The 26,098-nt window shown below is 61.6% G+C and carries 18 protein-coding genes and 1 pseudogene; 10 read left to right on the forward strand and 9 right to left on the reverse strand.

Features of this window, described 5'->3' with window-relative positions:
* Positions 1-399 precede the first annotated feature (399 nt).
* Positions 400-810 carry a cytochrome b family protein gene (locus BB934_RS08205; RefSeq protein ID WP_099509188.1) on the forward strand — a complete coding sequence of 137 codons (411 nt, stop codon included), beginning with the start codon at positions 400-402 and terminating at the stop codon, positions 808-810.
* Positions 811-852: 42 nt separating this feature from the next.
* On the opposite strand, the gene BB934_RS08210 is transcribed toward BB934_RS08205, so the two are convergent.
* From BB934_RS08210 to BB934_RS50550, 3 genes are all read right to left on the reverse strand, one after another.
* Positions 853-1,830, reverse strand: coding sequence for a calcium-binding protein (locus tag BB934_RS08210; protein WP_099509189.1), 978 nt, complete (start codon positions 1,828-1,830; stop codon positions 853-855).
* A gap of 48 nt (positions 1,831-1,878) precedes the next feature.
* Complete coding sequence (locus BB934_RS08215) at positions 1,879-3,885, reverse strand: TonB-dependent hemoglobin/transferrin/lactoferrin family receptor (protein ID WP_099509190.1); 2,007 nt, start codon at positions 3,883-3,885, stop codon at positions 1,879-1,881.
* A gap of 76 nt (positions 3,886-3,961) precedes the next feature.
* Complete coding sequence (locus BB934_RS50550) at positions 3,962-6,625, reverse strand: cadherin domain-containing protein (protein ID WP_099509191.1); 2,664 nt, start codon at positions 6,623-6,625, stop codon at positions 3,962-3,964.
* Positions 6,626-6,984: 359 nt separating this feature from the next.
* On the opposite strand from BB934_RS50550, the gene BB934_RS08225 reads away from it, so the two are divergent.
* Positions 6,985-8,004 carry a hemin-degrading factor gene (locus BB934_RS08225; protein ID WP_099509192.1) on the forward strand — a complete coding sequence of 340 codons (1,020 nt, stop codon included), beginning with the start codon at positions 6,985-6,987 and terminating at the stop codon, positions 8,002-8,004.
* A gap of 15 nt (positions 8,005-8,019) precedes the next feature.
* On the opposite strand, the gene BB934_RS08230 is transcribed toward BB934_RS08225, so the two are convergent.
* The 3 genes from BB934_RS08230 to BB934_RS08240 all read right to left on the reverse strand — a co-directional run bounded on the left by BB934_RS08230 (position 8,020) and on the right by BB934_RS08240 (position 11,349).
* Entirely contained in the window at positions 8,020-9,255 is a 1,236-nt protein-coding gene (locus tag BB934_RS08230) for an NAD(P)/FAD-dependent oxidoreductase (RefSeq protein WP_099509193.1), read from the reverse strand.
* 69 nt (positions 9,256-9,324) lie between these two features.
* Entirely contained in the window at positions 9,325-10,347 is a 1,023-nt protein-coding gene (locus BB934_RS08235; protein ID WP_099509194.1) for a 4-hydroxyproline epimerase, read from the reverse strand.
* A 75-nt stretch (positions 10,348-10,422) separates the two neighbouring features.
* Entirely contained in the window at positions 10,423-11,349 is a 927-nt protein-coding gene (locus tag BB934_RS08240) for a dihydrodipicolinate synthase family protein (protein ID WP_099509195.1), read from the reverse strand.
* A gap of 129 nt (positions 11,350-11,478) precedes the next feature.
* Here BB934_RS08240 and BB934_RS08245 point away from each other — a divergent pair, with 129 nt between their 5' ends.
* On the forward strand, positions 11,479-12,189 hold the full coding sequence (locus BB934_RS08245; protein WP_099509196.1) for a GntR family transcriptional regulator: 711 nt from the start codon (positions 11,479-11,481) through the stop codon (positions 12,187-12,189).
* A gap of 317 nt (positions 12,190-12,506) precedes the next feature.
* Here the strand turns inward: BB934_RS08245 and BB934_RS50555 are convergent, their stop codons facing one another.
* Positions 12,507-12,704 (reverse strand): hypothetical protein, encoded by a 198-nt coding sequence (locus tag BB934_RS50555; protein ID WP_157934086.1) that lies wholly within the window; start codon positions 12,702-12,704, stop codon positions 12,507-12,509.
* Positions 12,705-12,936: 232 nt separating this feature from the next.
* Here BB934_RS50555 and BB934_RS08255 point away from each other — a divergent pair, with 232 nt between their 5' ends.
* Positions 12,937-13,701 carry a calcium-binding protein gene (locus BB934_RS08255; protein ID WP_099509197.1) on the forward strand — a complete coding sequence of 255 codons (765 nt, stop codon included), beginning with the start codon at positions 12,937-12,939 and terminating at the stop codon, positions 13,699-13,701.
* Positions 13,702-14,291: 590 nt separating this feature from the next.
* Here the strand turns inward: BB934_RS08255 and BB934_RS08260 are convergent.
* Together BB934_RS08260 and BB934_RS08265 are read right to left on the reverse strand one after the other, a co-directional pair.
* Positions 14,292-15,914, reverse strand: coding sequence for a sensor histidine kinase (locus BB934_RS08260; RefSeq protein WP_099509198.1), 1,623 nt, complete (start codon positions 15,912-15,914; stop codon positions 14,292-14,294).
* A complete protein-coding gene (locus BB934_RS08265) occupies positions 15,911-16,624 on the reverse strand; it encodes a response regulator transcription factor (protein ID WP_099512696.1) in 714 nt (237 codons plus the stop codon). The genes BB934_RS08260 and BB934_RS08265 overlap by 4 nt, the downstream gene beginning before the upstream one ends.
* A gap of 137 nt (positions 16,625-16,761) precedes the next feature.
* Here BB934_RS08265 and xrtT point away from each other — a divergent pair, with 137 nt between their 5' ends.
* From xrtT to BB934_RS08295, 6 genes and pseudogenes are all read left to right on the forward strand, one after another.
* A complete protein-coding gene (gene xrtT / locus BB934_RS08270; RefSeq protein WP_099509199.1) occupies positions 16,762-18,264 on the forward strand; it encodes an exosortase T in 1,503 nt (500 codons plus the stop codon).
* Between the two features lie 2 nt (positions 18,265-18,266).
* On the forward strand, positions 18,267-20,402 hold the full coding sequence (locus tag BB934_RS08275) for a VIT and vWA domain-containing protein (RefSeq protein ID WP_099509200.1): 2,136 nt from the start codon (positions 18,267-18,269) through the stop codon (positions 20,400-20,402).
* A 344-nt stretch (positions 20,403-20,746) separates the two neighbouring features.
* Positions 20,747-21,622, forward strand: coding sequence for a tyrosine-type recombinase/integrase (locus tag BB934_RS08280; RefSeq protein ID WP_099509201.1), 876 nt, complete (start codon positions 20,747-20,749; stop codon positions 21,620-21,622).
* Positions 21,623-21,634: 12 nt separating this feature from the next.
* Complete coding sequence (locus BB934_RS08285; RefSeq protein ID WP_099509202.1) at positions 21,635-22,849, forward strand: IS91 family transposase; 1,215 nt, start codon at positions 21,635-21,637, stop codon at positions 22,847-22,849.
* A 1,046-nt stretch (positions 22,850-23,895) separates the two neighbouring features.
* A pseudogene (locus tag BB934_RS08290) lies at positions 23,896-24,777 on the forward strand (AraC family transcriptional regulator); the annotation flags it as partial.
* Positions 24,778-24,957: 180 nt separating this feature from the next.
* Entirely contained in the window at positions 24,958-26,034 is a 1,077-nt protein-coding gene (locus BB934_RS08295; protein ID WP_099509203.1) for an ABC transporter substrate-binding protein, read from the forward strand.
* The last annotated feature ends 64 nt before the right edge of the window (positions 26,035-26,098 follow it).

A 26,098-nucleotide genomic window follows, 5' to 3' on the forward strand; every position in this document is an offset into this window, starting at 1 on the left:
CCTCGTTTTCACTCACTGTGATCTTTCGGCAACATTAAATTTAGGGATATACACTTCAAGATTTCATATAACAATGAAATGGTATTAATTCAAATACTTTCATAAATCATCCTTTACAGAAATATATTGTCATAATATTCTATTTTAATGAAGTGTATCGATTTTTTACCAGATCTGCATTCAGTTATGTCCATCGATATATCGAGAATAGCTTTGCTTAAATTTATTAATACTTACTCGTTAACTCGCTACTGTCCGATATTTCATTTATATATGATGTAATGTTTCATTGCATAAACCGCATTAATTGTTGTGATTTTACGCACATCATTCATTGTGGCCACGGTTGTAATGAAAATCAAAAAACCGACCAGGAAATATTATTTGGAGGGCCTCACAATGACTGCATCTGCACTGAGCTTTAGACTTGCCGTCCTCTTCGTCATCGCCGGCATGGCCATGGGCATAGGCATGGCGATGTCGCAGGACCACTCGATCATGCCTGCCCATGCGCACCTGAACCTGCTCGGCTGGGTCTCGCTGTTTCTCTTCGGGATCTATTACGAGCGCCGCCCGGCTCTCGACACGAGCAGACTTGCGATAATTCAGGTTGCCGTGTGGTCCATCGGCACCGTCGTGCTCACGATTGCCGTTGCAGCCCTCCACCTCGGCTACACCGCCTTCGATCCCCTTGCCGCGATCGCCTCGCTGACCGTGCTGGCAGCCATGCTGATGTTCGCCTATTTCGTGTTCCGCCCGGCCCGTTACCTCAACCCGACACCAACGGGCCGCCTGACGCCGGCAGAATGACGACGGGCTCAGGGGCGGCACGCGCCGCCTCTGGATCCCTGATCACAGAACGAAGTAGCTGCGCAGCAGATCGACGGGATCGTCGAGATGGATCGCGAGATCAGCGACCCTGTCTCCGTTCACGTCACCGTAGATGTAGGTGTCGCTGGCCTTCTTCTCGTAGCGCAGTTCTCCCGCCTGCCCGCTGAAGGCCAGTGTGCCGATGAACTCGAAGGCCTGGTTGCCGCCCTTCAGCGCGTTCGCATCGATCGACGACAGATGGATCTTGTCATTCTGCGCGGCCGAGAAGTCGAAGATCGTGTCGCGGCCGGCCGTCTTGACCGTCGACTCGGCGACCGCCTTGAAGATGAAGCTGTCGGCACCCGCCCCGCCCCAGAGGTCGTCGGCACCGGCGCCGCCCGTCAGCCTGTCGTTGCCAACATCTCCCTTGATACGGTCATTGCCATTGGCGCCAAGAAGAGCGTCGTTGCCGGCATTACCCGTGATGCGATCGCTGAAGCGGGTTCCGGTATAGGTATCGCTGCCGCTGGAGCCGACCAGATTGTGAGCCTCGTCGGCCAAAGCGGCATTGAGCACGGCCGGGTTGGCTTTATGGGATGACCCGACGCCGCCCATGAGCCCGGAGACGAGCGAGTGGAATTCCGTGCCTGCGATGGCGAGGCCGGACATCTGCACCTGCGCCGAGATGTTGGTGATCCGCCCGGCCGAATCTTCGGCGAACTCGCCGGATGATTTGTAACTGTCGCCGAGCGTGCCGAGGCGCACCGTCGTCAGGGATCCACTTACCACATGCTTGCCGAGATCATAGGCGATGGAACGGCCGTCGAGCACGATAGTCTTGGTGTTGCGGCCGTTCATGTTGTCGAGCAGGACGATCTGCGTGCCTTTGAACTCTCCCGACCCGCCGAGGATGTAGGGCCAGCCTTCGAAGGAAAAGTCCTTGAAGTAGCTCTTCATATAGCTGTTGAAGCTGACGCCCTTGTTGGAGCTGCTCGCGGTCAATTTGATGGTGATCGTCATGCCTTCCTCCTTGCAGCCTGCGTAACCGCCTGCAGAAAAATGTCTTGCTCAGAATAGTTTGACCGACAACGATGCCTTGGCGTTGAAGCCCGGGCTCGGATCGCCGTTCAGATACTCGGTGTATTGCCGGTCGAAGAGGTTATCGACCACGAGGCCCGCCGTGACGCGCTCGTTGACCTGCCACGAGGCGAAGAGATCCACGACCGTGTAGGGATCGCCGACGAAGCCGAAATCCTCGGCGCTGTCCTTGCCGCCGACGAAGGATACGCGGGTGCCGAATTCGAGCTTCCCATCCAGCGCCCGGAACCCGAGGGTGCCGATCAGGCGGTTCGGCGGGACCTTCACGAGTTCCTCGCCGGTGCGGCCGTTCCTGCCATTGAGAATATGACCGGCGACGCCGACGAAGTAGGTGCCTGCGTCATAGGTTCCTTCGACCTCGAAGCCGTCGATGATCGCTTCGGCGATGTTCCGGTACTGGTACCCGCCCGGAATCGGGAAGCGCACGAAAACCTGCTCGATGTAATCCTCCACTCGGTTGTGGAAGATGCCGAGCTTCATGCGCAGGCGATCCTCCTCGACAAGAAGATCGTCGAAGTGCAGGTTGACGCCTCCTTCGATGTTGTGGGCGATCTCAGGCTTCAGGTTGGGGTTGGGAAAGAAGCGCCCCGCGCTCAGCGGAGGCGGATGGAATCCGTCGATCAGTGTCTCGGTCAATGCCGGTGCTCTATAACCTTCCGCATAGCTGGCATAGAACGTGACCGGCTGCCAGGGCGTGACTCCGACCGTGATCTTGGGGGACAGCCTGGTGCCTTCGTTCTCGATTCCGTCGCCAGTGAGGCGGTAGGAATCGTAGCGAAGGGCGCCGATGACCTCGAGCCAATCCGAAAACAGGGCGCGGTCCTGAACGAACGCGCCGGAGACGAGCCGTTCCCCGGGGGGCGTGAGCTGATCGCTGTTGCCGATGGGGTCCTTCGTCACGACATTGTCCCGGAACAGATCTGCGCCATAGGTCAGTTCGTGCCGGAGCGGGCCCGTCTCGAACCGGGAGGTGTTGAAGAGATCGAGGCCGACCGTACCGATATCGAAGGTCTTCTCGGCACCTGCAACAAGCCCCTCCAGCGTGGTCTGCTTCACGTTCGTGCCGCTATAATAGATCTTGGTGCTCAGGTCCCAGATGGGAGAATCCGGCGTCCAGCGATAGCCGACGGTAAACGTGTCCGCGACGGCTTGCGTCCTGTAGAGGGTCGACAGGCCGTTCTCGAACTCGTTCCCGATCCGCAGGGCGGAGAGCGTCAGTTCCTGATCGGAAGCCGGGCGGATGCGTGTCTTGATCAGGCCCGAGAGCAGATCCTGAGCCGTATAGTCGACAATCGACCCATCACCCGATCGGTAGTCGCCGGCCGAGCGCCAGGTGGCAGCGCCGAGGACATCGAACATCTCGCTCGGACGCGCTGCCACCGCGCCATGGAGGAGCGGCGTAGTGCCGTTCGTCTCAAACGTTCCCTTGAGCCTGCCGGCCACATGGGTACCGTCGGGCAGAATGTCGCCGGCATCGATCGTCGTGAAGCTGACCACGCCGCCGATGGCGCCCGAGCCATAGACCGACGAGACCGGACCGCGCGTCACGTCGACGGATTTCATCATCTCCGGATCGAAGTAGAAAGTTCCCTTCGCGGAATGGCCCTCCCGCTGGAAGTTCTGGCGCGCACCGTCGACGAGCACGTTGACGCGGCCGAAATCCTGCAATCCGCGAACGTTGACGCCGACGCCCGGATCGCCCGGAGCCATCTGGGTCGTCACACTCGGGATCAGGTTGAGAATGTCGGCCGTGCTGTTCGGCTGAACCTGCGTTTCGATCCGATCGCGTCCGATGACGCTCGAGGCCGACAGGGAATCGTAGACGCGCTCGCCGGCCTTGGTCGCCGTGACCGTGATGGCATCGAGATCGATGGCCGTCTCATCACCGGCATCCTGAGCCTCGGCCGGCGCTGCGAGAATCATCAGGCCGGTGGCAGCGAGGGTAATTCCGAAGCGGCTGAGACGAAGCGGGGACACAGACGATGACCTTGAACAGGAGCGTGAGACAGGCGAACGGACCGGAGGCGTCGCCGGCCTCCGGTCCGCTCGAGCATCAGAGGATGAAGTAGCCCTTCGAGAGCGAGACGCGATCGTCGAGATGGATCGTGAAATCCGCGATCTTGTCGCCGTTCACGTCGCCATGGATGTAGGTGTCGCTCTTCGCCTTCTCGTAGCGCAGCTCGCCGGCCTTGCCGCCGAACGCCTTCGTCCCGATGAACGAGAACGCCTGGTTTCCACCCTTCGTGGTGTTGGCATCGATGGCGGAGAGGTCGATCTTGTCCTTCTGCCGCGTCGAGAAGTCGAAGATCGTGTCGCGGCCGACGCCCGAGACCGTCGTCTCCTTGATCGACTTGAAGATGAAGGTGTCGGCACCCGAGCCGCCCCACAGATCGTCGGCCCCCACACCGCCGGTCAGCTTGTCGTTGCCGCTACCGCCGTAGAGGTAATCGTTGCCGCCATTGCCGGCGAGCCTGTCGGCACCAGCCCCGCCGGACAGCTTGTCCCGGCCGATGTTGCCGGTAAGCGTATCGTTGCGGTCGGTGCCGGATTTCGACTCCACCACATCGCCGACAGCGATGGTAATCTTCTGTGATGTCGTCTGGCCGGTGGAATCCGTGGCGAGGACCGTGATCGTGTGACTCTGGTTCTTCTCGTAGTCGAGCGCCTTGGCCAGGGTGAGCTTGCCGTCGGTGAGCTTGAAGTAGCCTCCCGGATTACCCGTGAGCTTGTAGGTGACGGTACCGCCCTCCGGATCGGCAGCGGATAGCACGCCGACACGGGTTCCGACCTCGGCAGTCTCGGAGATGATGGATTTCGAGATCGAGACGTTCTCTGGTCCCTCGTCGACGTTGCCGACGGCAATCGAGAATTCCTTGAAGACGATATGACCGTCGGCGTCGCTGACCTTGACCCTGATCTTATGGCTCTTCTCGGTCTCGTAATCCAGCTTGCCCTTGACCTTCAGCGCCGTGCCAACGATCTCGAAGAGACCACCGGCGTCGCTCGCGAGACTGAATTCGAGAGCCTTGCCTTCTACATCGGTCGCCGAGAAGTTGGCGATAGTCTCGCCTGCCTGAGCGCTCTCCAGAGCCGAATCCTTGGAAAGAGCGACGTTCTTCGGAGGAGTTCCCGGAAGTTCGACGTTGCGGACAGTATCGAGCGTTACATCCGAGAACGTTGCCGCCTCGACATTCTTGAGGGTCGTCGTTCCGCTGCCGTCATTCAGGGCAACGGTGTAGCTGCCATCAGCCAGCCGCGTGACCGTATAATCGGCCCTCGCGCCGCTGAAGACAACCTGGTCGTAATCGTTACCGCCATCGATGGCGTCGTTGCCCTTGGTGGCACCGAACACGTCGTCACCGCCACCGCCGCTGATCGTATCGGCAAAGATCGTTCCGGCATAAAAGTCGGTCTTCGATGACCCGATGAACTTCTGGGCATACTTGTCGAGAGCATCGGCATATATGCCAAGCGCTGCCGGGCTGCTGAAGTCACCGAAGTTGTGCACCGGGCCGTTCGCTTTGATCTCGGCAACTTCCTCAGGCGTCGTGGTGCCCGCCACCTTGGTATTGAATAAGTCGAGGCCAGTTATCTTCAGCTGGGCGCTACCACCGACGAAGTATCCGTTGCTGTCGAAGGCACCAGCCCCTCGCACACCGTATTCGATAGTATTAATCGTTCCCCCAACCACGTGATGAGGCATAAAGCTGTATGCGAGGTCACCATGAGCGAGAACATATTTCGAAGTCGCGCTCGTGCCGAAGCTCAGGAGCATTTCCTCGCCTTCGAATGCCCTAGAATTATCGAAAGCAAACCTCGTCCCAGCTGGCGCACCAGCAACGAATCCCCCACGGATGAAGGCTTCGAAATCCATGCCGTCGGCGCCGCTTGCGTCGATGGTGATGGCACCCTGCTGAGCCAGGAGGTTTCCGGAGGTGATGGCTGTATCCGAGAACTGGTAGTTCTCGACGTGGCTGACCGTATCTGCACCGTCCGAATCCGCGGTGCGCTTGTCGGTAACCGTGAAGCTGCCATCGCCATTCTCGACGATGGTGTAGTCCGAGCGGCGACCGGAGAACACGGCGAAGTCATTGCCGTCGCCGCCGTCGATCATGTCGTTGCCGCCGCCGCCAAGAACCGTGTCGTCATTCACGGTTGCGACGAAGGTATCGGCGAAGTCGGAACCGAGGATGTTCTGGGCGTAGCTGTCGAGAACGGCGTTGATGGTGGTGATATGCGCTGCGTCCGTCCCTGCCCTGCGCACGGCATTGTAGAGATTGTAGACGGGATTCGCCGCATTGTTTCCGGCGCCAGGCTCCGAGCTGATGTCCCATCCGGAAATCGTCAAATCGGCCGTGACGCCGGTCAATTCTGTCGGCCCGGCAGGCTGAGGCGTTTCGCGCGTCCCGAATGTGATCGATTCTATGGTGCCCGAGATCCCGTGCCCCTTATCCGAACCATAGTGAGCGAAGTCGTAAGCTAGATTCTCGCCCTCGATAAGAACCTGCTTGTTCGTTGCCGCATTTGCCGCGTCGGCATAGCGGAACCCGACTTGTGTCCCGTTCTGATATCCATAAGGAGCGGGATCCTCGATACCGCCGTAATAGCTCGACGAGCCTATCTTCAGCCCCTGGAAATACGTCGCGAAATAGGTGTCGAGATTGATGCCGCCTGCGGCACTCGATGCGTCGATCGTGATGGTCTTAGGTGTAGCCACGTCAGCTCCCCTTCCCTGTCTCTCATGCCCGCAACCCGGGGCATCGGAAAATTCTGCACGCGAGCCGAGAGCTTCGACCCTGCTGGGGAGCGGCTTTACTTACACTTTCAAGCAGAGTCCATAGTTTCCCAAAATATTGGAACATATCTAAATTATAAACCTGAGTAGATTTAAATTGGAATGATTAAAAACTGCCATTAAACACGGTTACTGTCGGCAATTTTGCAAAATAGAACTTTTAAAAACTAAATCATTCCTATTGACGACTTGAATGAGAAGCATCAACAACTGCGACAGAAACAGAGTGGCGCCATCGGCCAACGGCCGAGAATGCGCAGGGGGCAAGGCAGGGGGCAAGAATGACTTCATCGAACGTCGCACGAGTCCAGACGCCGGAACCCTTCTACGCGAACGGCAAGCGCAGCCGCGATCTGGCGAAGGAGCTCGGGATCTCGGAAGCCGAGTTGCTTGCCTCCCATGACGGCCCCGAAGTGGTTCGCCTCGGCGTGGACATGGCCAGCCTGCTCAAGGCTCTGCCGGATCTGGGCGAGGTGATGTCGCTCACCCGGAACGAGGCTGCCGTCCACGAGAAGGTCGGCACGTTCGGCAAGATCACGATCGCGGGCCAGACCGGGCTCGTTCTCAACGATGCCATCGACCTGCGGCTGTTCTTCCAGCATTGGCGCACGGCCTTCGCCATCGAGATCCCGGATGAGAAGGGGCCGCGGCGCAGCCTCCAGATCTTCGACGAGACGGGCGATGCCGTCATCAAGATCCACCTGAAGCCCGCTTCCAATATCGCGGCTTTCGATGCCATCCGAAAGCGTTTCGCCGATCCCTCGCTTGAATTCCCCCGGATCGAAGCGCCCGTTTCGGACGAGGAGGCTTCCGGCCGTGACATCGATGTCGAAGGCTTTCGCGCGGCTTTTCAGGCGATGCGCGACATCCACGAATTCTTCCCGCTCCTGAAGCGATTCGGGCTCAGCCGGCGCGGCAGCCTCGATGTCATCGAGAGAGATTTCGTCCGCCGGCTCGATCTTTCCGCAACGCGCAACCTTCTCGAGCGGGCCTCCGCCGATGCCGTGCCGATCATGTGCTTCGTCGGCAACCGGGGAGGCATCCAGATCCACCACGGCCCCGTCTCGACGATCAAGATCATGGGTCCATGGCTGAACGTTCTCGATCCCGGCTTCAACCTTCATCTTCGCCAGGACCTCGTCGCCGAGACCTGGCTGGTCCGCAAGCCCACTCGCCACGGTCTCATCACCTCGGTCGAGCTCTATGCCGAAGACCGCAGCCTCATCGCGCAGTTCTTCGGCGTTCGCGAGGAACAGAGCCCGGAAGACCCGGCCTGGAGGCAGCTCGCCGAAGCCCTGTGAGACGGCGAAGCCGTTTCAGAAGCGTTGCGGCGAATACGGCTTCATGTCCATCTCGCCTGGCTTTCCATCGATCAGATCCGCCACGAGGCGCGCTGTCACGGCGGCCTGCGTCAATCCATGATGGCCGTGGCCGAAGGCATAGACGACGCGGGAATCCCTTCCGGAATGCCCGATCACCGGCAGCGAATCCGGCACCGAGGGACGAAAGCCCATCCAGCGCCTGGCGGGCTGCCCGGCGTCGAAATGCGGAAGGAAGCGCTTGAGCCGTGCGATCATGGCGGCGGTCCGCTCATGATTGGGCGGGGCGTCGATACCGCCGAATTCGACGGCGCCGCCGACCCTGTCTCCGGTCGCGAGAGGTGACGTCACGAAGCCTTCACCTTCGAACATGATCGGGCGATTGAGGCCGAACGAGCCGTGCGGATAGGTGGCATTGTAGCCGCGTTCGGTATCGAGAGGGATGCTGTCGCCGAGACCTTTCGCGAGCCTGCGCGACCATATGCCGGCGGCGATCACCACCCTGTCCGCAACCGTATCGTCGACATGCCCATCGAGGCGAAGGTGGATGCCGTCGCTTTCGGGCCGAATGGCCAGAACGCGTCCAGGCACGAGTTGCGCGCCACGTTCGATTGCAAGCCTTTGCAGATCCGAGGCCAGGACAGCCGGGTCGGAGACATGACAGGCGTCCGGATAGAGCACGCCTGCTTCGACATTATGGAGAGCAGGTTCCAGCGCCGCGAGATCGCGGGGCTCCAGGACATCCACCGTGATCCCGAAATCGCGCTGCCGGTCAAACATGTCGAGCGTTTGCGCGAAGGCACTGTGCTTTCGCCAGACCGACAAAATTCCCTTCTCGTGCAGATGACCGCTCAAACCGAGAGAGGAGAGAAGCGCCTGCCAGGAGGGCAGCGCCTGCGCATTGATGGCGCGGATGGCCGCCATGCTCGTCTTGATGCGTGCCGGCGACGATGCCAGCACGAAGCGGATGAGCCATGGTGCCAGCGATGGCAGATAACGCGGTCTGATGGTCAGCGGCCCGAGAGGATCCATCAGCCATTGCGGAAGATTTCTCCAGACCTTCGGCAAGGCCAGCGGCATGATGTCGGTATGCGCGATCCAGCCGGCATTGCCGTCCGTGGGCCGCCCTTGCAGGCCGCCGGGATCGATGAGCGTGACCTGATGCCCTCGTTCGAGGAGGGCATGGGCAGCCGCAAGGCCTACGATTCCTGCTCCGACAATCGCGATCCGCATCGAGCATCCTGTTCAGGCAAAAGCGAGAGCACGTGCAGCCGGTTCAGTCTGTCGGCCGCGCGATCCAGTTTATGAGCGTGTGCTCCGATCCACGACTTGGAATCCGTGTGCGAAGGGATCGCGGTCGTCGATGACGATCGTGTTGAATCCGGTCACCCGCGCCCATCCCTCGATCGACGGAATGATCGCGTCGCGGTCGCCGACTTTCGCCCGCCCCTCGATGCGCCCGATGAAGGTCGATCCGATGATGCTTTCATGGACGAAGGCATCGCCCTCCTTCAGGTCGCCGCGGGCCGCGAGATGCGCCATGCGCGCCGAGGTTCCGGTGCCGCACGGAGAGCGATCGATCGCCTTGTCGCCGTAGAACACGGCATTGCGCGCCGTGCCCTCCGCGCTCTGTGCCCGTCCGGTCCACAGGACATGGGTCAGGCGGTCGATATCCGGGTTCTCGGGATGCGCGATTCGGTAGCGCGCATTGAAGACTTCCCTCAGCTTGGGGCTCCAGCGCAGGATGTCGGAGGGATCGACATCGGCGAGATCGGAATAGAGCGGTTGCGGCTCGACGATGGCATAGAAATTGCCGCCATAGGCAACGTCCACGATGAGGTGGCCCAGGCCCTCGACTTCGACCTCATATCCCGTTCCATAGAGGAAGGACGGGATGTTGGTGATGCGCACCCGCTCGATGAACGGGCCGTTCTGCTCGTAGCGCGCCTCGACGACGCCGGCCGGCGTATCGAGCCTGAGGAGGCCCGGCGTCTTCGGATGGATCAGCCCGTTCTCGAGCGCGATCGTGACGGTGCCGATAGTGCCGTGCCCGCACATGGGCAGGCAGCCGGAGGTCTCGATGAACAGGATGCCGACATCGCAATCGGCGCGTGTCGGCGGATAGAGGATCGAGCCCGACATCATGTCGTGGCCGCGGGGCTCGAACATCAGGCCGGTGCGGATCCAGTCGTATTCCGCCAGGAAGTGCTGGCGGCGCTCGAACATGGTCTCGCCCTTCAACTGCGGAATGCTGCCGCCGGTCACCACGCGGACCGGGTTTCCGCAGGTGTGACCGTCGATGCAAAAGAACGTATCGCGCGCCATGACTTCACTCGCTGTTCCGAAACGATGCGATCTGCTTAACGGGAGCGGAGACCGTCATTCTCCGCTCCGAATGGGTCAGGCGGCGGATTTCAATCCGACGTCCGCAAGGGCGGGACGCGTCTTCAGCGCCTTGCTCATGATCGCCTCCACCGCGGCACGCTCCTCGTTGCCGAGGGCCAGACGCGGCGGGCGGGTCAGCTCGGAGCCGCGCCCCATGATCTGCTCGCACAGCTTGATGCATTGCACGAGATCGGGGCGGGCATCGAGGTGCAGCAGCGGCATGAACCATTCATAGAGCGCGCGCGCCTCGTCATAGCGCCCGGCCTTCGCCAGGCGGAAGAGCGTCTCGCCCTCCTGCGGGAAAGCGTTCGACATGCCGGAAACCCAGCCGGCGGCGCCCAGCATCACGCTCTCGACCACCACGTCATCGAGGCCCGCGAACAGGACGAAGCGGTCGCCGACCATGTTCTTCGTATCCGTGAAGCGGCGCGTGTCGCCGGACGAATCCTTGAAGCAGACGACGTTGTCGCAATCGGCCAGGGACGCCAGGATGTCCGGCGTCACGTCGTTCTTGTAGATCGGCGGGTTGTTGTAGACCATGATCGGCAGGCTGGTCGCCTTGGCGACCCCGCGGAAATGGGCGGCCGTCTCATGCGGCTTCGAGGAATAGACCAAAGCCGGCATGACCATGACGCCGTCGAGCCCGACGCGCTCGGCCTCCTTCGCCACCTCGGACGCGAAGGCCGTCGTGAACTCGGCGACGCCCGCGATTACCGGCACCCGGCCGTGGGAGACGTCCTTGGCCGCCTCCATGACCGCCACCTTCTCCGCGCGGCTCAGCGACGTGTTCTCTCCCACCGTGCCGCAGACGATCAGCCCGGAGACGCCGTCGCGGATCAGGCCATCCATCACCCTGGCCGTCGCATCGATGTCCAGGTCGAGATTGGGCTTGAACTGAGTGGTCACCGCGGGAAAGACCCCTTCCCAGCCGATCGTCGCCATATCGCATGCTCCTGCCAAAGGTGTTGAATGTCGGCATTGTAGATTGTATAAAATCTATTCTGTCAAGCCGATCCGGACGCCGGGACGCCCTGAGACCGGAACGGCTGACGTCTCGAATGCCAGGATTTCATGACCGCCCAAGCCAAGCCTGCCGCCCGACCCGCGCAGAAAACCCTCCAGCACCGGACCATTGCCGCGGCGGTGGCAGAGGACCTGCGCGGCCGGATCCTCGATGGGGATTTCAAGGCCGGCTTCCCTCTGCGGCAGGATGCGCTTGCCACCGAATTCGGGGTGAGCCGCATCCCGGTGCGCGAGGCCCTGATGCAGCTCGAGGCGGAAGGGCTGGTCAAGATCCACCCGCACCGCGGCGCCATCGTCTCGGAGCTCTCGACCGAGGAAGTTCAGGAACTCTTCGAACTCAGGGCCCTGCTCGAGCCACGGCTCCTGAAGGCATCCGCCCGTCACCTGACGGCGGACGATTACGGCAAGCTCAACGGGATCCTGCAAGAATACAGCGCGGAGCTGCGCGCCAACCATGTCCGCCGCTGGGGAGAGCTGAACACGGCGTTTCACACGCTGCTCTATCGCCATGCCGGGCAGCCCCGCACGCTGGCGATCGTCGCCAACCTGCTGCAGGAATGCGACCGGCACACCCGCCTTCAGCTCTCCCTCACGGATGGCATGAAGCGCGCCGAAACGGAGCACGCGGAGCTTTTGCGCCTTTGCGAAAGCGGGCGGATCGCTGCCGCCTGCTCTCTCCTGAAAAGCCATATCGAAGAGGTCGGCAAAGCTCTACGGCATTACCTGCAGGAGCACCAAAAGAGCGATGGGGGACGATAACGGCGGCCGAAGCTTTGCTTGATAGCTTTGCCGAGGCAACATTCGTGACCCAAAATGTCAAAGGATTGTCCCTTTCGATCAAGCATTGGGCACCAGTTCGCATAGGCTGGAAATCCGGTCGAAGGTCAATCGCTCAAAGCGAGGCGGTTTTAAAAGGCCTCGCCTTTGAAAGGGATCCCAATGCGGAGAGCAGGACTTATCGGGACCTTCGGCTTCGGGCTCGCGTGCACCATGATCTCAGGCATGGCTGCGGCTCAGGGAGGTCCGTCGACAATTCAGGGAGCCTAGCTGGCAGAGGGCTCTTCCTGCACGGATGTCTATTCGTCCACCGGCAGCGGACCGTCTTTCAGGAAACCGGTGGATATTTTCGCACCTGCGTTCATCGTCTCCGGCAATCGCCTTCGGACTCCGATGGCCTCGTGTCGCATCCGGTCGGTCAGGCCGGCCGGAGATCGGAAATCCGTCCTTCTTGCCTGCGCAAATGCAGTCGCCGGCAGCGACGTGCGCGTGCTCATGGCGCTCATGCCTGACGGGTCTCTCAAGCGCTACTTCAATGAAGAGGATGTGACGGGAACGGCGTATCAGCGCTGCTTGCGTTGAAGCTGGAAGACGCCCTGCAAAAATCCTGCCGGCGACCATAGCTTTTCCCCTCCATCGTCATCGGATGGCGTATAATCGTTTGGAACTGATCCGCGACCGAAGCCTGGATTGCCTGAGACAACCGAAGGGGCATATGCGGAGGGGTCCATGGCGACCTTCTATGGCGATGACTGGCCCAATCTCATCGATGGCACTACCCGCCGGGATATCATCTACGGCTTCGGCAGCGATGACGATCTCTACGGCTTCAGCGGCAACGACGATATCTATGGCGGCTGGGGCTATGACATCATTCTCGGCGAGAATGGCAACGACTACCTGAACGGCGGCGACGGGCCCGACGACATCTACGGCGGGTCGGGCAACGACAGCCTCGTCGGCGGCTACGGCTTCGATTTCCTCTTCGGCGAAAGCGGGAACGACCGTCTCTCGGGTGGAGCGAACTATGACAACCTGTATGGGGGGTCGGGCAGGGATAGCCTCTCCGGCGGATCGAGCGACGATTTGCTCGAAGGCGGCTCCGGGCGCGATCGGCTCAGCGGAGGAACCGGCGACGACGCCTTCGTCTTCACGAGAGGTTCTTCGGGCATCACGAGCGCGAGCGCAGACACAATCACCGACTGGAGTGCTGCCGCCGACTGGATCGGCATGAGGATCGCAGGAACATCCGCCAACTACAGGGAAGCCAGCACGACTTCCACGTCCATTGAGGCTGCTGCGTCCCAGGCCGAGGCGACTTTCACCAGCGGCAGCATCTCGCACGTCTTCCTGTACAACTCAACCACGGACACAGGATATCTTCTTTCCGATCTCGACAACGACAACCGCTTCGAAACCGGGGTCGTTCTCACCGGCGCCGGCAGCGCCGCCGACATGAACTACCGGTTCATCATCGGGACCTGGTGGATCTGAGCTCGAGATATGCAAGCTGGTCACGGCCCTGCATCCGGCACTCCCATGATGGGCCGCTACAACTCGGCACTGGGAGGTGGAGAAGCTACTCTAAGGAGCTTCTCGATCTGATCATTTTCAGGGCCAATATCGGCTAGAGACATTTCCGCAGGTGAGCTTGGGATCAACTGTCCAAAGCGTTCGTGGAGTGCAGCCGTTTTCGTAAGCCAGATAGAGGGGTACGCGCTTGAATGCTCCCCACTCGAAATGCGGATACGGATAGAGTCAGGCACGGATCACGAGGTACGTTAGTACTCCACAACACTGGAGAACCCATTTTTGAGCCGCTAAGAACAACCCCTACTGGGATGCATCTCATGGCAGGGCTCTCCAATGCGGACCGGCATATCGGCAGGAGTGCACTGAGCAATGGAATGGCGCCCAGGATAGGATTGTGCCATCCCTCTCCAAATCCTATTAAAAATAATGACTTACGAGCTGCCTACTCGAAGTGTTTGTACCACTCTTTGGACCACCGTCGAGATCACCTGAAGGGCAATGAGATTAGAAAATGCCTCTCCATTCCCACCGATTAGCGTGTTGGAGCCGATCTACGTCGCAAGCGGAAGAGTGATCAGGAAGCTGGTGCCCGGCTGGTTCGGTATGAGCCTGATCGTCGCGCCGTAGGCTTCAAGCTGGCTTTGCACTATGGATAGGCCCAGGCCGGTGCCACCCGTGCTCCGGGCCGTAGTAAAGAAGCGGTCGAACACCCGATCCGCATTGCCTGCGGAGACGCCTCTTCCATTGTCGGATACCTGCAGTCTGATTTGGTGAGCGGCCCCTTCGACACTCCATGAAATCCGGCCATGCGCCCCTTCTCCCGCATGCTGGCGAATGTTGTCGAGGAGGTTGGACAAGGCTGCATCAAGCGCCTCGGGCGCAATCCGGGTCATCACCCTCTCGGGAGACGGATCAATGTGAACCGTCAGGCCGGCGGCCTGGAAGGGGGCTGCGGCTGCACGCACGACCTTCTCCATGTCGAGATCCTCCAGCACGACTGGCTTGGGTGCCTCGGCTCGCGCCAGATTGAGAAGCTGGCGCACCAGGCGGTCAAGACGCTCTACGTCTGCGCCAATATTGGCGAGGAAATGGTCGCGCTCATCCGGGGTCATGATGTCGGCGTGATCGCGAATGATCTCCACTGCCCCCCGAATGGCAGCTAAGGGCGTCTTAAATTCGTGGCTAACCTCGGCTGCGAAAGCGCGGATGAAATCGGCACGCTGCTCCAATATCCCGGCCATGGACGTGATGGACATCCAGAGCTCGTCCGCCTCGCGGATGGCACTGCGCCGCGTCCTCGGCATGATGACACGTTCCCCCGCCGCCACCGCTTTGGCCTGCTCCGTCACAGTCCGGATCGGACGGCTCACCGTATAGCCTGTGAACAGCGCCATCCCAGCTCCCGCCGTGAGAAGCACAAGGGCGAGACCCGTCAGGTGCCAGCGCTTGCCATAGAGCGCCTGTTCGATGCTGACGGGCGTTCTGGACAACAGAACGGCTCCCAGAAGCCACCCATGCTCGATCACGGGAAGCGCAAGAAACACCCTCACCTGCGAGCCGCGGCTGATGGAGGTGAGGCTGACCGGCTCGTTCCCCTGCCGCACCCGAGCGCGCAGACTGGAGACCGGCCGCCCCGCGAGCGCCTCCGTCACCTCGAACTGATTGCTCAAGGACATGCCGCGGTCTCCACCGCTCGTGGCTACCACGATGCCGCGCGCATCCAGCAAACGTAGGCCTGCGAGGGTGATGCGCTGCACATCCGGGAGCACAGGCTGCATTCGCTCTCCCGCCGTGACGGCGGCGGGATCGGCCGGTACGGTGCTCGGGTCGGCAGGCGGAGGAACCGGGAGAACCGGATCGCTTGCAAGATCGAGCACGGCAAAGCGCGGTCTCCAATAACCCTCCGCGGGGCTTTCGAGAACCGAAACCCTGGGCAGATTGTCGAAGACGCCTCCTCCCTCTCTCGGCTGCGCCACGGCTGCCCGTAGCCATTCGGTCTTGTACGCCGCGCCGATAGTGGCAGCTTGGGCGATCAGTTCAGCCTCCGTCTGCCGCACGAGAGCGCTCTCATACAAGCGCAGAAACCACACACCTATCAGCGGCAGAAGCAGGAGGGAGAGGTTGGCCGCCAGGAGTGCCGTGCGAATGCGCGGTTTGCGCCACCGGAAAGTCATGTCTCCTGTCTCGCTTGTCTGTCGGAGAAGCGATAACCGAGACCGTGCACGGTCTCTATGGGCTCCGCGCCCAAGGCGAGAAGCTTCGCCCGAAGATGGCGGATATGGCTGTCGATGGTGCGGTCGCTGACGATGCGCCGATCGGGATAGGCCACATTCATGAGCATATCCCGGGTGAACATCCGGGCCGGATGTTCGGCCAAGGCGCGCAACACGGCGAATTCGGTGACGGTCAATGCAAGATGCCGACCGTCCCAATGCGCTTCGAAGCGCTCTTCGTCGAGGCGCAGAAGGCCTCGCACCATGCCGGTTGCCGGCGAAGCGGACGGCTCGACGCTTTTGAGGGCGCCCTGCTGGCGGCGCAGCACCGCCTTGACCCGAGCCACCAGTTCCCGGGGACTGAACGGTTTGGTCACGTAATCGTCGGCGCCGATCTCAAGCCCGACGATGCGATCGACCTCATCATCCTTCGACGACAGAAAGATCACCGGCGTGTCGTACGTCTTCCGGATGCGGCGGCAGACTTCCGTCCCATCCATCTCCGGCATGGCCACGTCCAGAACCACGAGATCCGGCCTTTCCCGCTGAGCGACCTCGAGCGCCATGAGCCCATCGCTGGCCTCCACAGTCGAAAACCCGTTCTTGTCCAACGCAAAGCAGACCACTTGGCGGATGTGGGGATCGTCGTCGACGACGAGAATGGTGGACATGGGATCCTTCGAAGCGGCCTGCACAGATACGTCTGCACGCTATCTGCACCAAAAATCCTAAGCCTTTGCAAGCTTGTATCATCATCGCTGCACATGAGGCCTTCAAATCTGGACCCGTTCACAGGAACGGTTCGCTCATGTTGTCCCTCTCCCCCACATCCTGGTCCCGTCTGGCCCTTCTCTCCGGTGCAGCCATCCTGGCCTGGCATCCCATCCTCTGGCTCGTGCGCACCTGGACCGATCCGAGCTACGCCTCGGACGGAGCATTCGCCGCCCTGGGCGTTGCGGCGCTCAGTCTCTGGAGTCTGTCGAGCCCGCGCGTAGCAAGGCACCAACCCCACCGGGCCGTCGTCCTGTGCCTCGGCGGCACGGCTCTCGTGCGGCTGGCCTCGGAGGCTCTCGGCATCAATGTACTCGGTGCCATGACCCTTGCGGTGGATGTGGGTGCTCTCGCGGCATGGGCGGGCCTCTCGCAGCGCCGGCGCGCGGTCTCTCCTCTGTGGCTCGGCATGCTGTTCCTATTCGCTCTCCCCGTGGAGCGCATCCTGCAGCGCACGGTGGGCTATCTGCTGCAATCGATCTCGGCGGAAGGCGCTTGCGGGCTTCTTGCGCTGGCGGACGACTCTGTCTCCTGCGCCGGCATCCGCATTCTCATGAACGGATGCGAGGCGCTGGTGGATCTTCCCTGCTCGGGAGCCAGAAGCCTCATGGTTATGCTGGCCCTGTTCATCACATGCGCGGGCCTAGCCAGGCCCGGATTGGCGCGGGCGATGCTGGGTCTCGGCATCACCCTCGCCTCCGCCCTGATCGCCAACATCGTTCGCATCGCGGTCCTTGCTTGCGGCATTGCCTATCCCGAGGCCGTAGGCCTCGACGTTATGGCTGCTCCCTGGCACGATGGGATTGGACTCGTGGCGCTGATGGTGGGTTCCGCTCCCATCCTCATCTGGTCCTGCGCTGTTCCTGCACGGTCTGTGATCGAGCCCGGCCCTTGCCGGATCGGCATCCTTCGCTCCACCGATCAATCGGTTTCCCTTGCCGGCTCCGCGCTGTTCCTGGCCTGCGCCTTCGCCGTCATGGTCGTGCCGACCCACCCCATGGATGTGGCGGCGCAGGATCTGCCCCTGGAGCTTCCTGCCCGCCTCGGTATGTTTCCCGCACGATCGGAAGCGCTGACGGTCCAGGAGACCGAGTATTTCACGCGCTATGGCGGAAGCGCCGCGCGCGCGGCCTATGGCACCAGCACGCTGACGATGGTGCGCACCCCGGCACCCTTGCGCCATCTTCACGCGCCCGACGAGTGCCTGCGAGGCGTCGGCCACTCAGTCCGCCACATGGGCACCCGCTTCGATCCGATTCCGACCGCTACCTACCGCGCCGATGCTCCCGACGGCAGCGCTTGGCGCGTGGAGGTGACCTTCATCTCGTCCCGCAACGAGCGCGCCGCCAGCGTCGGCGAAGCAGTATGGCTCTGGCTCAAGACCCCAGGCACCGCCTGGACCATGATTCAGCGCATCACGTCCTGGAACGAGCCCGATGCGGATTTTGAAAATGCCGTCATCCGCGCTCTCGACCTGAAATCCGCGCCGGCCCTGTCGGTCGCCGCTCTTTCCCTATCTCGCTCTGCCAAAGGAGAATAACCATGCGAGCCATTCCTCATGCGTCCCTTCTCATGCTGCTTGCACTCGCGCCCGCCGCGGCGCAAGCTCCGAACCTCGATCGTCTCGGCGGCACCGTTATCGCGCAATCCGAGGGAACGCCGCTTCACCTGCCTTCTCTCAAAACCGAATACGATGCCGAGGTGCAAGGCGATATCGCGGCTGTCACTGTCACGCAGCGTTTCGTCAATCCAGGCATGAAGCCTCTGAACGCCACCTATCAGTTCCCGCTACCGGACGATGCGGCCGTGAATGGCATGCGCATGGAGATCGGCGAAGAAGTGATCGAGGCCGTCATCCAGAGGAAAGACGACGCTCGCCAGACTTTCGAGGCTGCTAAGCGCGAAGGGCGCAATGCGGCTCTTTTGACCCAGCATAGGCCAAATGTATTCACCCAGGATATCGCCAATCTCATGCCGGGCCAAACCGTCACGGTGAAGCTGCATTATGTTCAAGCCATTGCGCGCGTGGATGGCGACTATGAGCTGGTGATGCCCCTCGTGGTCGGCCCTCGCTACGAGCCTCAGCAGAAGCAAGGCGAAATAGCGCACAGAAAGACCGATCTACAATCGTCTCAAGCACGGCCTCCTGCCGATGACACGATTTCCGGCCAATGGTCCTTCGGCTCGATGCCTGCTTATCCGACACAAACCGTGACGGGCCTAACCTTGCCTTCCACCATCGATGCAGACCGGGTCAGCATTCGGATCAGCCTCGCCGCCGGCATGCCGATCGCAAGTCTCAAGAGCAGCACTCATGCCATCGCGCAGCAATCTCTCGCTCCTGATGAAGCCGTCGTTCGCCTCGCGGAGGGACGCACGGTGGACAATCGCGATTTCGTGCTGCGCTACACCCTCGCAGGAGCCCGCACGCAGGCCTCGCTAATGACTCATCGGGATGGACACGGAGGAACCTTCAGCCTGCTCCTCGAGCCGCCCGCCCTTCCGGCACCGGACGATATTGCGCCGCGCGAACTCGTATTCCTTCTCGACTGCTCGGGCTCTATGAATGGGCTGCCGATGGAAGCAAGCAAATCTTTCATGCTGGCAGCGCTTCAGAAACTGCGCGCGAAGGACAGCTTCCGCATCATCCGGTTCAGCGACCAGGCGACCCAGTTCAGCGAGATTCCCCTGCCGGCCACTTCCGCCAACATTCGTGCGGGCGCTGCTTTCGTCCGTTCGCTGAACGGCGAGGGCGGCACCGAGATGTCGGCAGGCATCCGCCAGGCTTTGGCCGCTCCGCCCGTGCCAGGCCTGCGCCGTATCGTGGTCTTCCTCACCGACGGCTATATCGGCAACGAAGCGGAGATTTTGAACTTGATCGGCGGCAAGATCGGCGATGCGCGCCTCTATGCCTTCGGTGTCGGCACAGGCGTCAACCGGTATTTGCTCAACGAGATCGGCCGCGTCGGCGCAGGCTTCACCCGCTACATGGATCCGACAGAGACCACGGCAGAAGTTGTCTCGGAACTGATCAAGCGCATTGATGCACCGGTGCTTACCGACATCAGCATCGATTGGGGCAAGCTGTCGGTGGACGCCGTCACGCCGGAACGGCTTCCGGATCTCTTCGCCGGAGACAGCTTGCGCATCATGGGAAGTTTCAAGGAGGCCAAGGCCGGTCTCATCACCGTGCGCGGTCGTGTCAATGGCCGCCCTGCGGAACTGCCCATCGACCTCAGCTTCGAGGAAAGCTCGCGCAATAGCACGGCCTTGCCCGTCATGTGGGCAAGGGCACAGATTGCACAGCATATGGCTGCTCTCATCGCGCCAACGAATCTGCGCGGAAAGGGCGAGAGCAACGACGAGCTGCAGGGGAAAGTGACGAAGCTCGGTCTCGACTATGCATTGATGACCCAATGGACGTCATTCGTTGCCGTCTCGCGGCACGTGGCGAACATGCAGGAAATGGCAGCCGATGCCTCGGTTCCGGTGCCGCAGGTGCTCGGCGTGCCGCCCTCGGCCTATGGTCTCACGAGCACGCTCAATGCAGCCCCGGTCTATCCGGGAAGCAGCACGCCCGAGCCGGAAACACTCGTGGGCTTCGCCGCCGTCGCTGCCCTAGGATGGTTCCTGAGACGCCGCTGGGGTTCGCAAGGGTCAAGCTTGACACAAGGCTAAGGGCTAGCGGTTAAATCAAAGACCGCGGTTCGCTCCACCGCGTCGATCTCACCCCTTGGATGTTGCTGGCGGCGGGACTCAAGTCTTGCCGCTACCCTTTAAAACAGGGCACCGGACCACCAGTCAGCCGAGTAAATCCGGGGCGCTATGCTTTGTGCAGAATGCTTAGTTCTCTTGGCTGCTTTGGGGCAGAGAACGAACCCGCTCGCGCGGGAGGGCACTGCGGCTGGGGCGGTGCCATGGCTTGGGGGCGGTAACCCGCTGAACGGCACACGATGACAGGGCTGGGTCCTGTCTTGAGGATCGAGGGGTTTGGTGCCTCCACCTCACGACAGGAGCCTTCGATGTCCGAGACAGCCATCAGCCCGCTGCGCCAGCGCATGATCGATGACATGACGGTGCGCCATTTCGTCGAGAAGACCTGCACTGATTACATCCGCCAGGTCAGACGCTTCGCGGCCTTCCTCGGCCGCTCGCCGGAGACCGCCTCGCCTGAGGATGTGCGGCAGTTCCAGTTGCACCTGACCAAAAGCGGCGTGACCCCACCCAGCCGCACCGCGGCGGTCGCGGCCCTGCGCTTCTTCTTCACCGTCACCCTCGATCGGATCGATCTGGCTCGGCGTCTCACCTTGGTCCACGAGCCGCGCAAAGTACCCCTCGTCCTGAGCCCGGCGGAAGTGGCTCGCCTTCTCGAGGCGGCCCCGGGCCCCAAGTACAAGGCAGCTCTGAGCGCGGCCTATGGCGCTGGGCTGCGGGTGTCGGAAGTCGTGTCGCTCAAGGTCTGCGATATCGACTCTCAGCGCATGCTCATCCGCATCGAGCAGGGCAAGGGCCGCAAGGATCGCTATGCGATGCTCTCCCCGCAATTGCTCGAACTCTTGCGCGACTGGTGGCGGATCGCGCGGCCCCTGGTCTGGCTCTTTCCCGGCCAGAACCCGGTCAACCCGCTCACCACGCGCCAGCTCAACCGCGCCTTCCATGCGGCCGCGCAGCAGGCCGGGATCACCAAGCGCGTGAGCCCGCACACGCTCAGGCATAGCTTCGCCACGCATCTGCTGGAACAGAACATCGACATTCGCGTGATCCAGGTCCTGCTCGGGCATGCCAAACTCGAGACCACTGCGCTCTACACCCGTGTCGCCACCTCCACGATCCGCGCCGTCATGAGCCCACTCGATCGGCTTACCCTGCTGAGACCGGAGCATCAGCCGCCCGCGTAAGGCGAGGTCGTCTTGGCCCGTCCAGGGCTGGAGGTCGCGGACATCTTCCGCGACCATGGACCGGCGTGGCGCCGCGCCAATGCCGGGCATGTGAGCCTTGGCCAGCTCAAGGTGATGAGCGCAATCGAGAACTGCCGCACGGCGGCTCTCGGCGGGCACGTCGCGCGCTGCGCAGACTGCACGTACACGACCATCGCCTATAACTCCTGCCGCAATCGTCATTGCCCCAAGTGTCAGGGCGCGGCGGCCCGGGACTGGCTCGCACAGCGCGAAGCCGAACTGCTGCCCGTGCCCTACTTCCCCGTGGTGTTCACACTGCCAGCCGCTCTCGCCGCTCTCGCCTTTCCCAACAAGGCCGTGATCTACGATCTCCTGTTCAAGGCCGCGGCCGAGACGACCCTTACCATCGCGGCCGATCCCAAGCATCTCGGGGCGCGGATCGGCCTCACCGCCGTGCTGCACACCTGGGGCTCGGCGATGACGCATCACCCGCACGTGCACATGATCGTGCCGGGCGGTGGGCTGTCCCCTGACGGCACGCGATGGATCGCATGCCGGCCGAACTTCTTCCTGCCCGTGCGGATCCTTTCAAAGCTGTTCCGGCGGCTGATCCTGGAGAAGCTCGCCACGGCCTATGCGGCCGGGCAACTGCGGTTCTTCGGCGACCACGCGGATCTGACCGGTCCCAAAGCGTTCGCAGCTTTCCTGGCTCGTCTGCGCAAGATCAGGTGGTTCGTCTATGCCAAGCGGCCGTTTGCCGGACCGGAGGCCGTTCTGGCCTACCTCGCCCGCTACACGCACCGGGTTGCGATCTCGAACAGCCGGCTGATCCGCGCCGACGACAGCGGCGTGACGTTCACCTGGAAGGACTATCGGGTTGAGGGTCGCGCCCGCTGCAAGACGATGACGCTGGCTGTCGACGAGTTCATCCGCCGCTTCCTGCTTCACGTGCTCCCGCGCGGCTTCCATCGCATCCGGCATTATGGCCTCTTCGCTCACGGCTCACGCGCCGCCAACCTGACGCGAGCCCGCGCGCTGCTTGGTGCGCGTGAGCCCTGTGCAACGGTGACCGCAGACCCGACTGGCGCCACAGCTCCACCATGCCTGACGCAGCCCTGTCCCTGCTGCGGCGGGCGCATGATCATCATCGAGCGGTTCGCGCGCGGGTCTTCGCCAATACACCGGCCATCGTCCCCGAGTGCTGTGATCCGGGTCGACACCTCATGAAACCGATGGCCCCACGACGCTGCCGCCCTGCTGTTCGTCACCGCCGTTGGTCCTGCGCCAGCCACCCGGGCACTCGGCCGAATGAGGCGTATACCCCGCGAATGGAGCATCAATGGTCACCGTCGCGCCAACTCGGCCATGGCGATGATGCCCCGCTCCAGCCCACCGATGTCGCCACTCCGCTGGCGTGGACGCGTCGACGCCGATCCAGTCCCCGATCCAAAGCGCCCAAATCCCCATAGATGAGCGCACCACGCGCGGCGCCCAACTGTTCCGCAGGTTCCTTCCCTGGAGGCTTCCGGACGCCGGCCCCAGTGCATGTGCCTACGTCGCGATGGCCGGCATCCGAAACCCTTCACACAACCAGAAAGTCCTTTCTTTGGACGTCCGCTTACGTCTTTCAGTCGGAAGCCCCGCCAGGTTCAGCTAAACGCCTCCATAATAAACACACTCGGCGACTTGCTTGCATACGATGTCATGGCTGGACAATGAGGGGTTCACACGGAGTCGTCCAGGAGGCGACCAGGGAAAGATTGTATCAATCCGCCCCAAAAACGTTTAATTTCAATAGCTTATATGCTGCCTATTGGAGGCGTTTGTACCACTCTTTTGGAACACCGTCGAACCCATGGCAGCGGCATTCAATCTTATCCTCGGGCCGATGATCAAGGGTCCGCAAATGGTTTTAGAGGAGACCTCACAAAGAAGTCTGCTTTGTGCCATTTCCACACCGACCTCTGACGGCCGCAACAAAGTGACACAATGGGCCGCATTGTATCTCGATTATGCAACCAACGAGTGAACTCTGTTCAGCAATGCGCAGGAGTGCCGGATGAGCTGCAGGCTGGCACTCGGTCAGAGCAGCATCCATATCGATGGAAATCTTCGTAGCCGAATGTCAAAAAAGTATCAGCGCAGGCTTAAAAACGTGCTGGCACGTGTCGGTGTCGGAGGTTACCGTCAGTTCTAGCGAGAGCCGACATAAAATCGGCCGGCCGGGAGCGATGGCCGCTGCGGGTACCCGTATCGACCTGGAGGAAACGGACATGGAGCCGGATCTCGAAGTCGTCCAGATAAGGCCTGGCGAGTCATTCGCCGCCTGGTCGCACGGCTACCCCTATCGCACCGTGCGATGGCACTTTCACCCCGAATACGAACTGCATCAGGTGGTTGCCACCAAGGGCCGCTATTTCGTTGGCGACTTCATCGGCGAGTTTGAGCCCGGCAACCTGGTGCTGACCGGACCGAACCTTCCGCATAACTGGGTGAGCGATGTTCCGAAGGACACGATCGTTCCTCTCCGCTGCCGCATTATCCAGTTCAGCGAGGGCTTCATCAGCGGAGCCATGACGGCGCTGCCTGAACTCGCAGTCTTGGCGCCGGTCCTTGAGTCGTCCCGGCGCGGCGTGCTCTTCAGCCAGGAGACGAGCTGCGAGATCACGCCTCTTATGGCCGAGGCGATGGACGCCCAGGGCGTGCGCCGCATCGAATTATTCATGATGATCGCCGGATTGCTGAGCCGGGCGAGAGGATCGCGGATGCTGGCCAGCGCCAGCTACCTGCCCGACCCGTCCGGCTACATGTCCGCAGGAATCAACAAGGCGCTCGCCTATATTCGCGAGAACCTGACACGGCCCTTCGGCGAGGGGGATCTCGCGGTGATTGCCGGCCAATCGACGAGCGGATTGTCGCGCGCCTTTCGCCAGCACACCGGCATGTCCATGGTGCAATACGTGAAGCGGCTGCGTATCAACCTCGCATGCCAGATCCTGATGAGTGACGAGAAGGCGTCGATCACCAGAATTTGCTACGAGGTTGGCTACAACAATTTGTCCAATTTCAACAGGCAGTTCCTGGCCGAGAAGGGCATGACGCCCTCTCGGTTCCGGCGCCCGCTGCTCGACAACAGCAACACGGCCAAGGCTGCTCAGGGAGGCGCCAGAAAACACCACCTCAATCATCGAGAGAACAACCGGGCCCCGCAAGGAGGCTCGCGAGAAGAAGCGCTCTGCTGAGGGCGCACTAAGGAGCGGCACGTCCTGTCGGGACCTGTCGACAAGACAGGCAGTTCGCCTGCCCTATAACAAGTACCACTGGGAGAGAAACGAATGATCAAGTCTTCTTGGAAACTCGGCGGCCTTGCGGCGCTCACCCTGTCCCTACTCGCCGGAACCGGCGTTGCCGTGGCCCAGAACGCGAAGGTGTCCAACGCCACGGTTGCGTTCCTGATGCCCGACCAGGCGTCCACCCGCTACGAAGAGCACGACTTCCCCGGCTTCAAAGCCGAGATGGAAAAGCTCTGCCCGACTTGCAAGGTTATCTATCAGAACGCTGATGCGAACGTGTCGCGCCAGCAGCAGCAATTCAACTCCGCGATCTCGCAGGGTGCGAAGGCGATCGTGCTCGATCCGGTTGATTCCTCCGCAGCCGTCTCGCTGGTCAAGCAGGCGCAGAGCCAGGGCATCAAGGTGATCGCCTATGACCGTCCCGTGCCCGATGCGAAGGCTGATTTCTATGTCTCGTTCGACAACCAGGCTATCGGCAAGTCCATCGCGGCTTCGCTGGTACAGCACTTGAAGAAAGCCAACGTGACGGCCGGGAGCGGCACGGGCGTTCTTCAGATCAACGGCTCGCCGACCGACGCGGCTGCGGGCCTGATCAAGAAGGGCATTCACGAGGGTCTCGACAACAGCGGCTATCCGATCCTGGCCGAATACGACACCCCGGAATGGGCGCCTCCGAAGGCGCAGCAATGGGCCAGCGGTCAGATCACACGCTTCAACAAGAATATCCTCGGCGTCGTGGCAGCCAATGACGGGACGGCCGGCGGCGCCATCGCGGCGTTCAAGGCCGCCGGCATGAATCCGGTCCCGCCGGTTACCGGCAACGACGCGACGATCGCCGCCCTTCAGCTGATCATCTCGGGCGATCAGTACAACACGATCTCCAAGCCGAGCGAGATCGTGGCCGCGGCCGCTGCTAATGTCGCCGTCCAGCTCCTGGCCGGCGAAACGCCGAAGGCTGATACGACGCTCTTCAATACGCCGTCCAAGCTGTTCGTTCCTGCCGTGATCACGGCAGAGAACCTGAAGGCGGAGATCATCGACAAGAAGATCAATACGGCCGACCAGCTCTGCTCGGGCCGTTATGCGGAAGGCTGCAAGAAGCTGGGCATCACCCAGTAATCGGCAAACTCCGTCCGGCCACCCGCCCGGTGGCCGGACATCATGTGTGGGGCTGAAAAGACGC

Source organism: Microvirga ossetica (genome assembly GCF_002741015.1).
GTDB lineage: Bacteria > Pseudomonadota > Alphaproteobacteria > Rhizobiales > Beijerinckiaceae > Microvirga > Microvirga ossetica.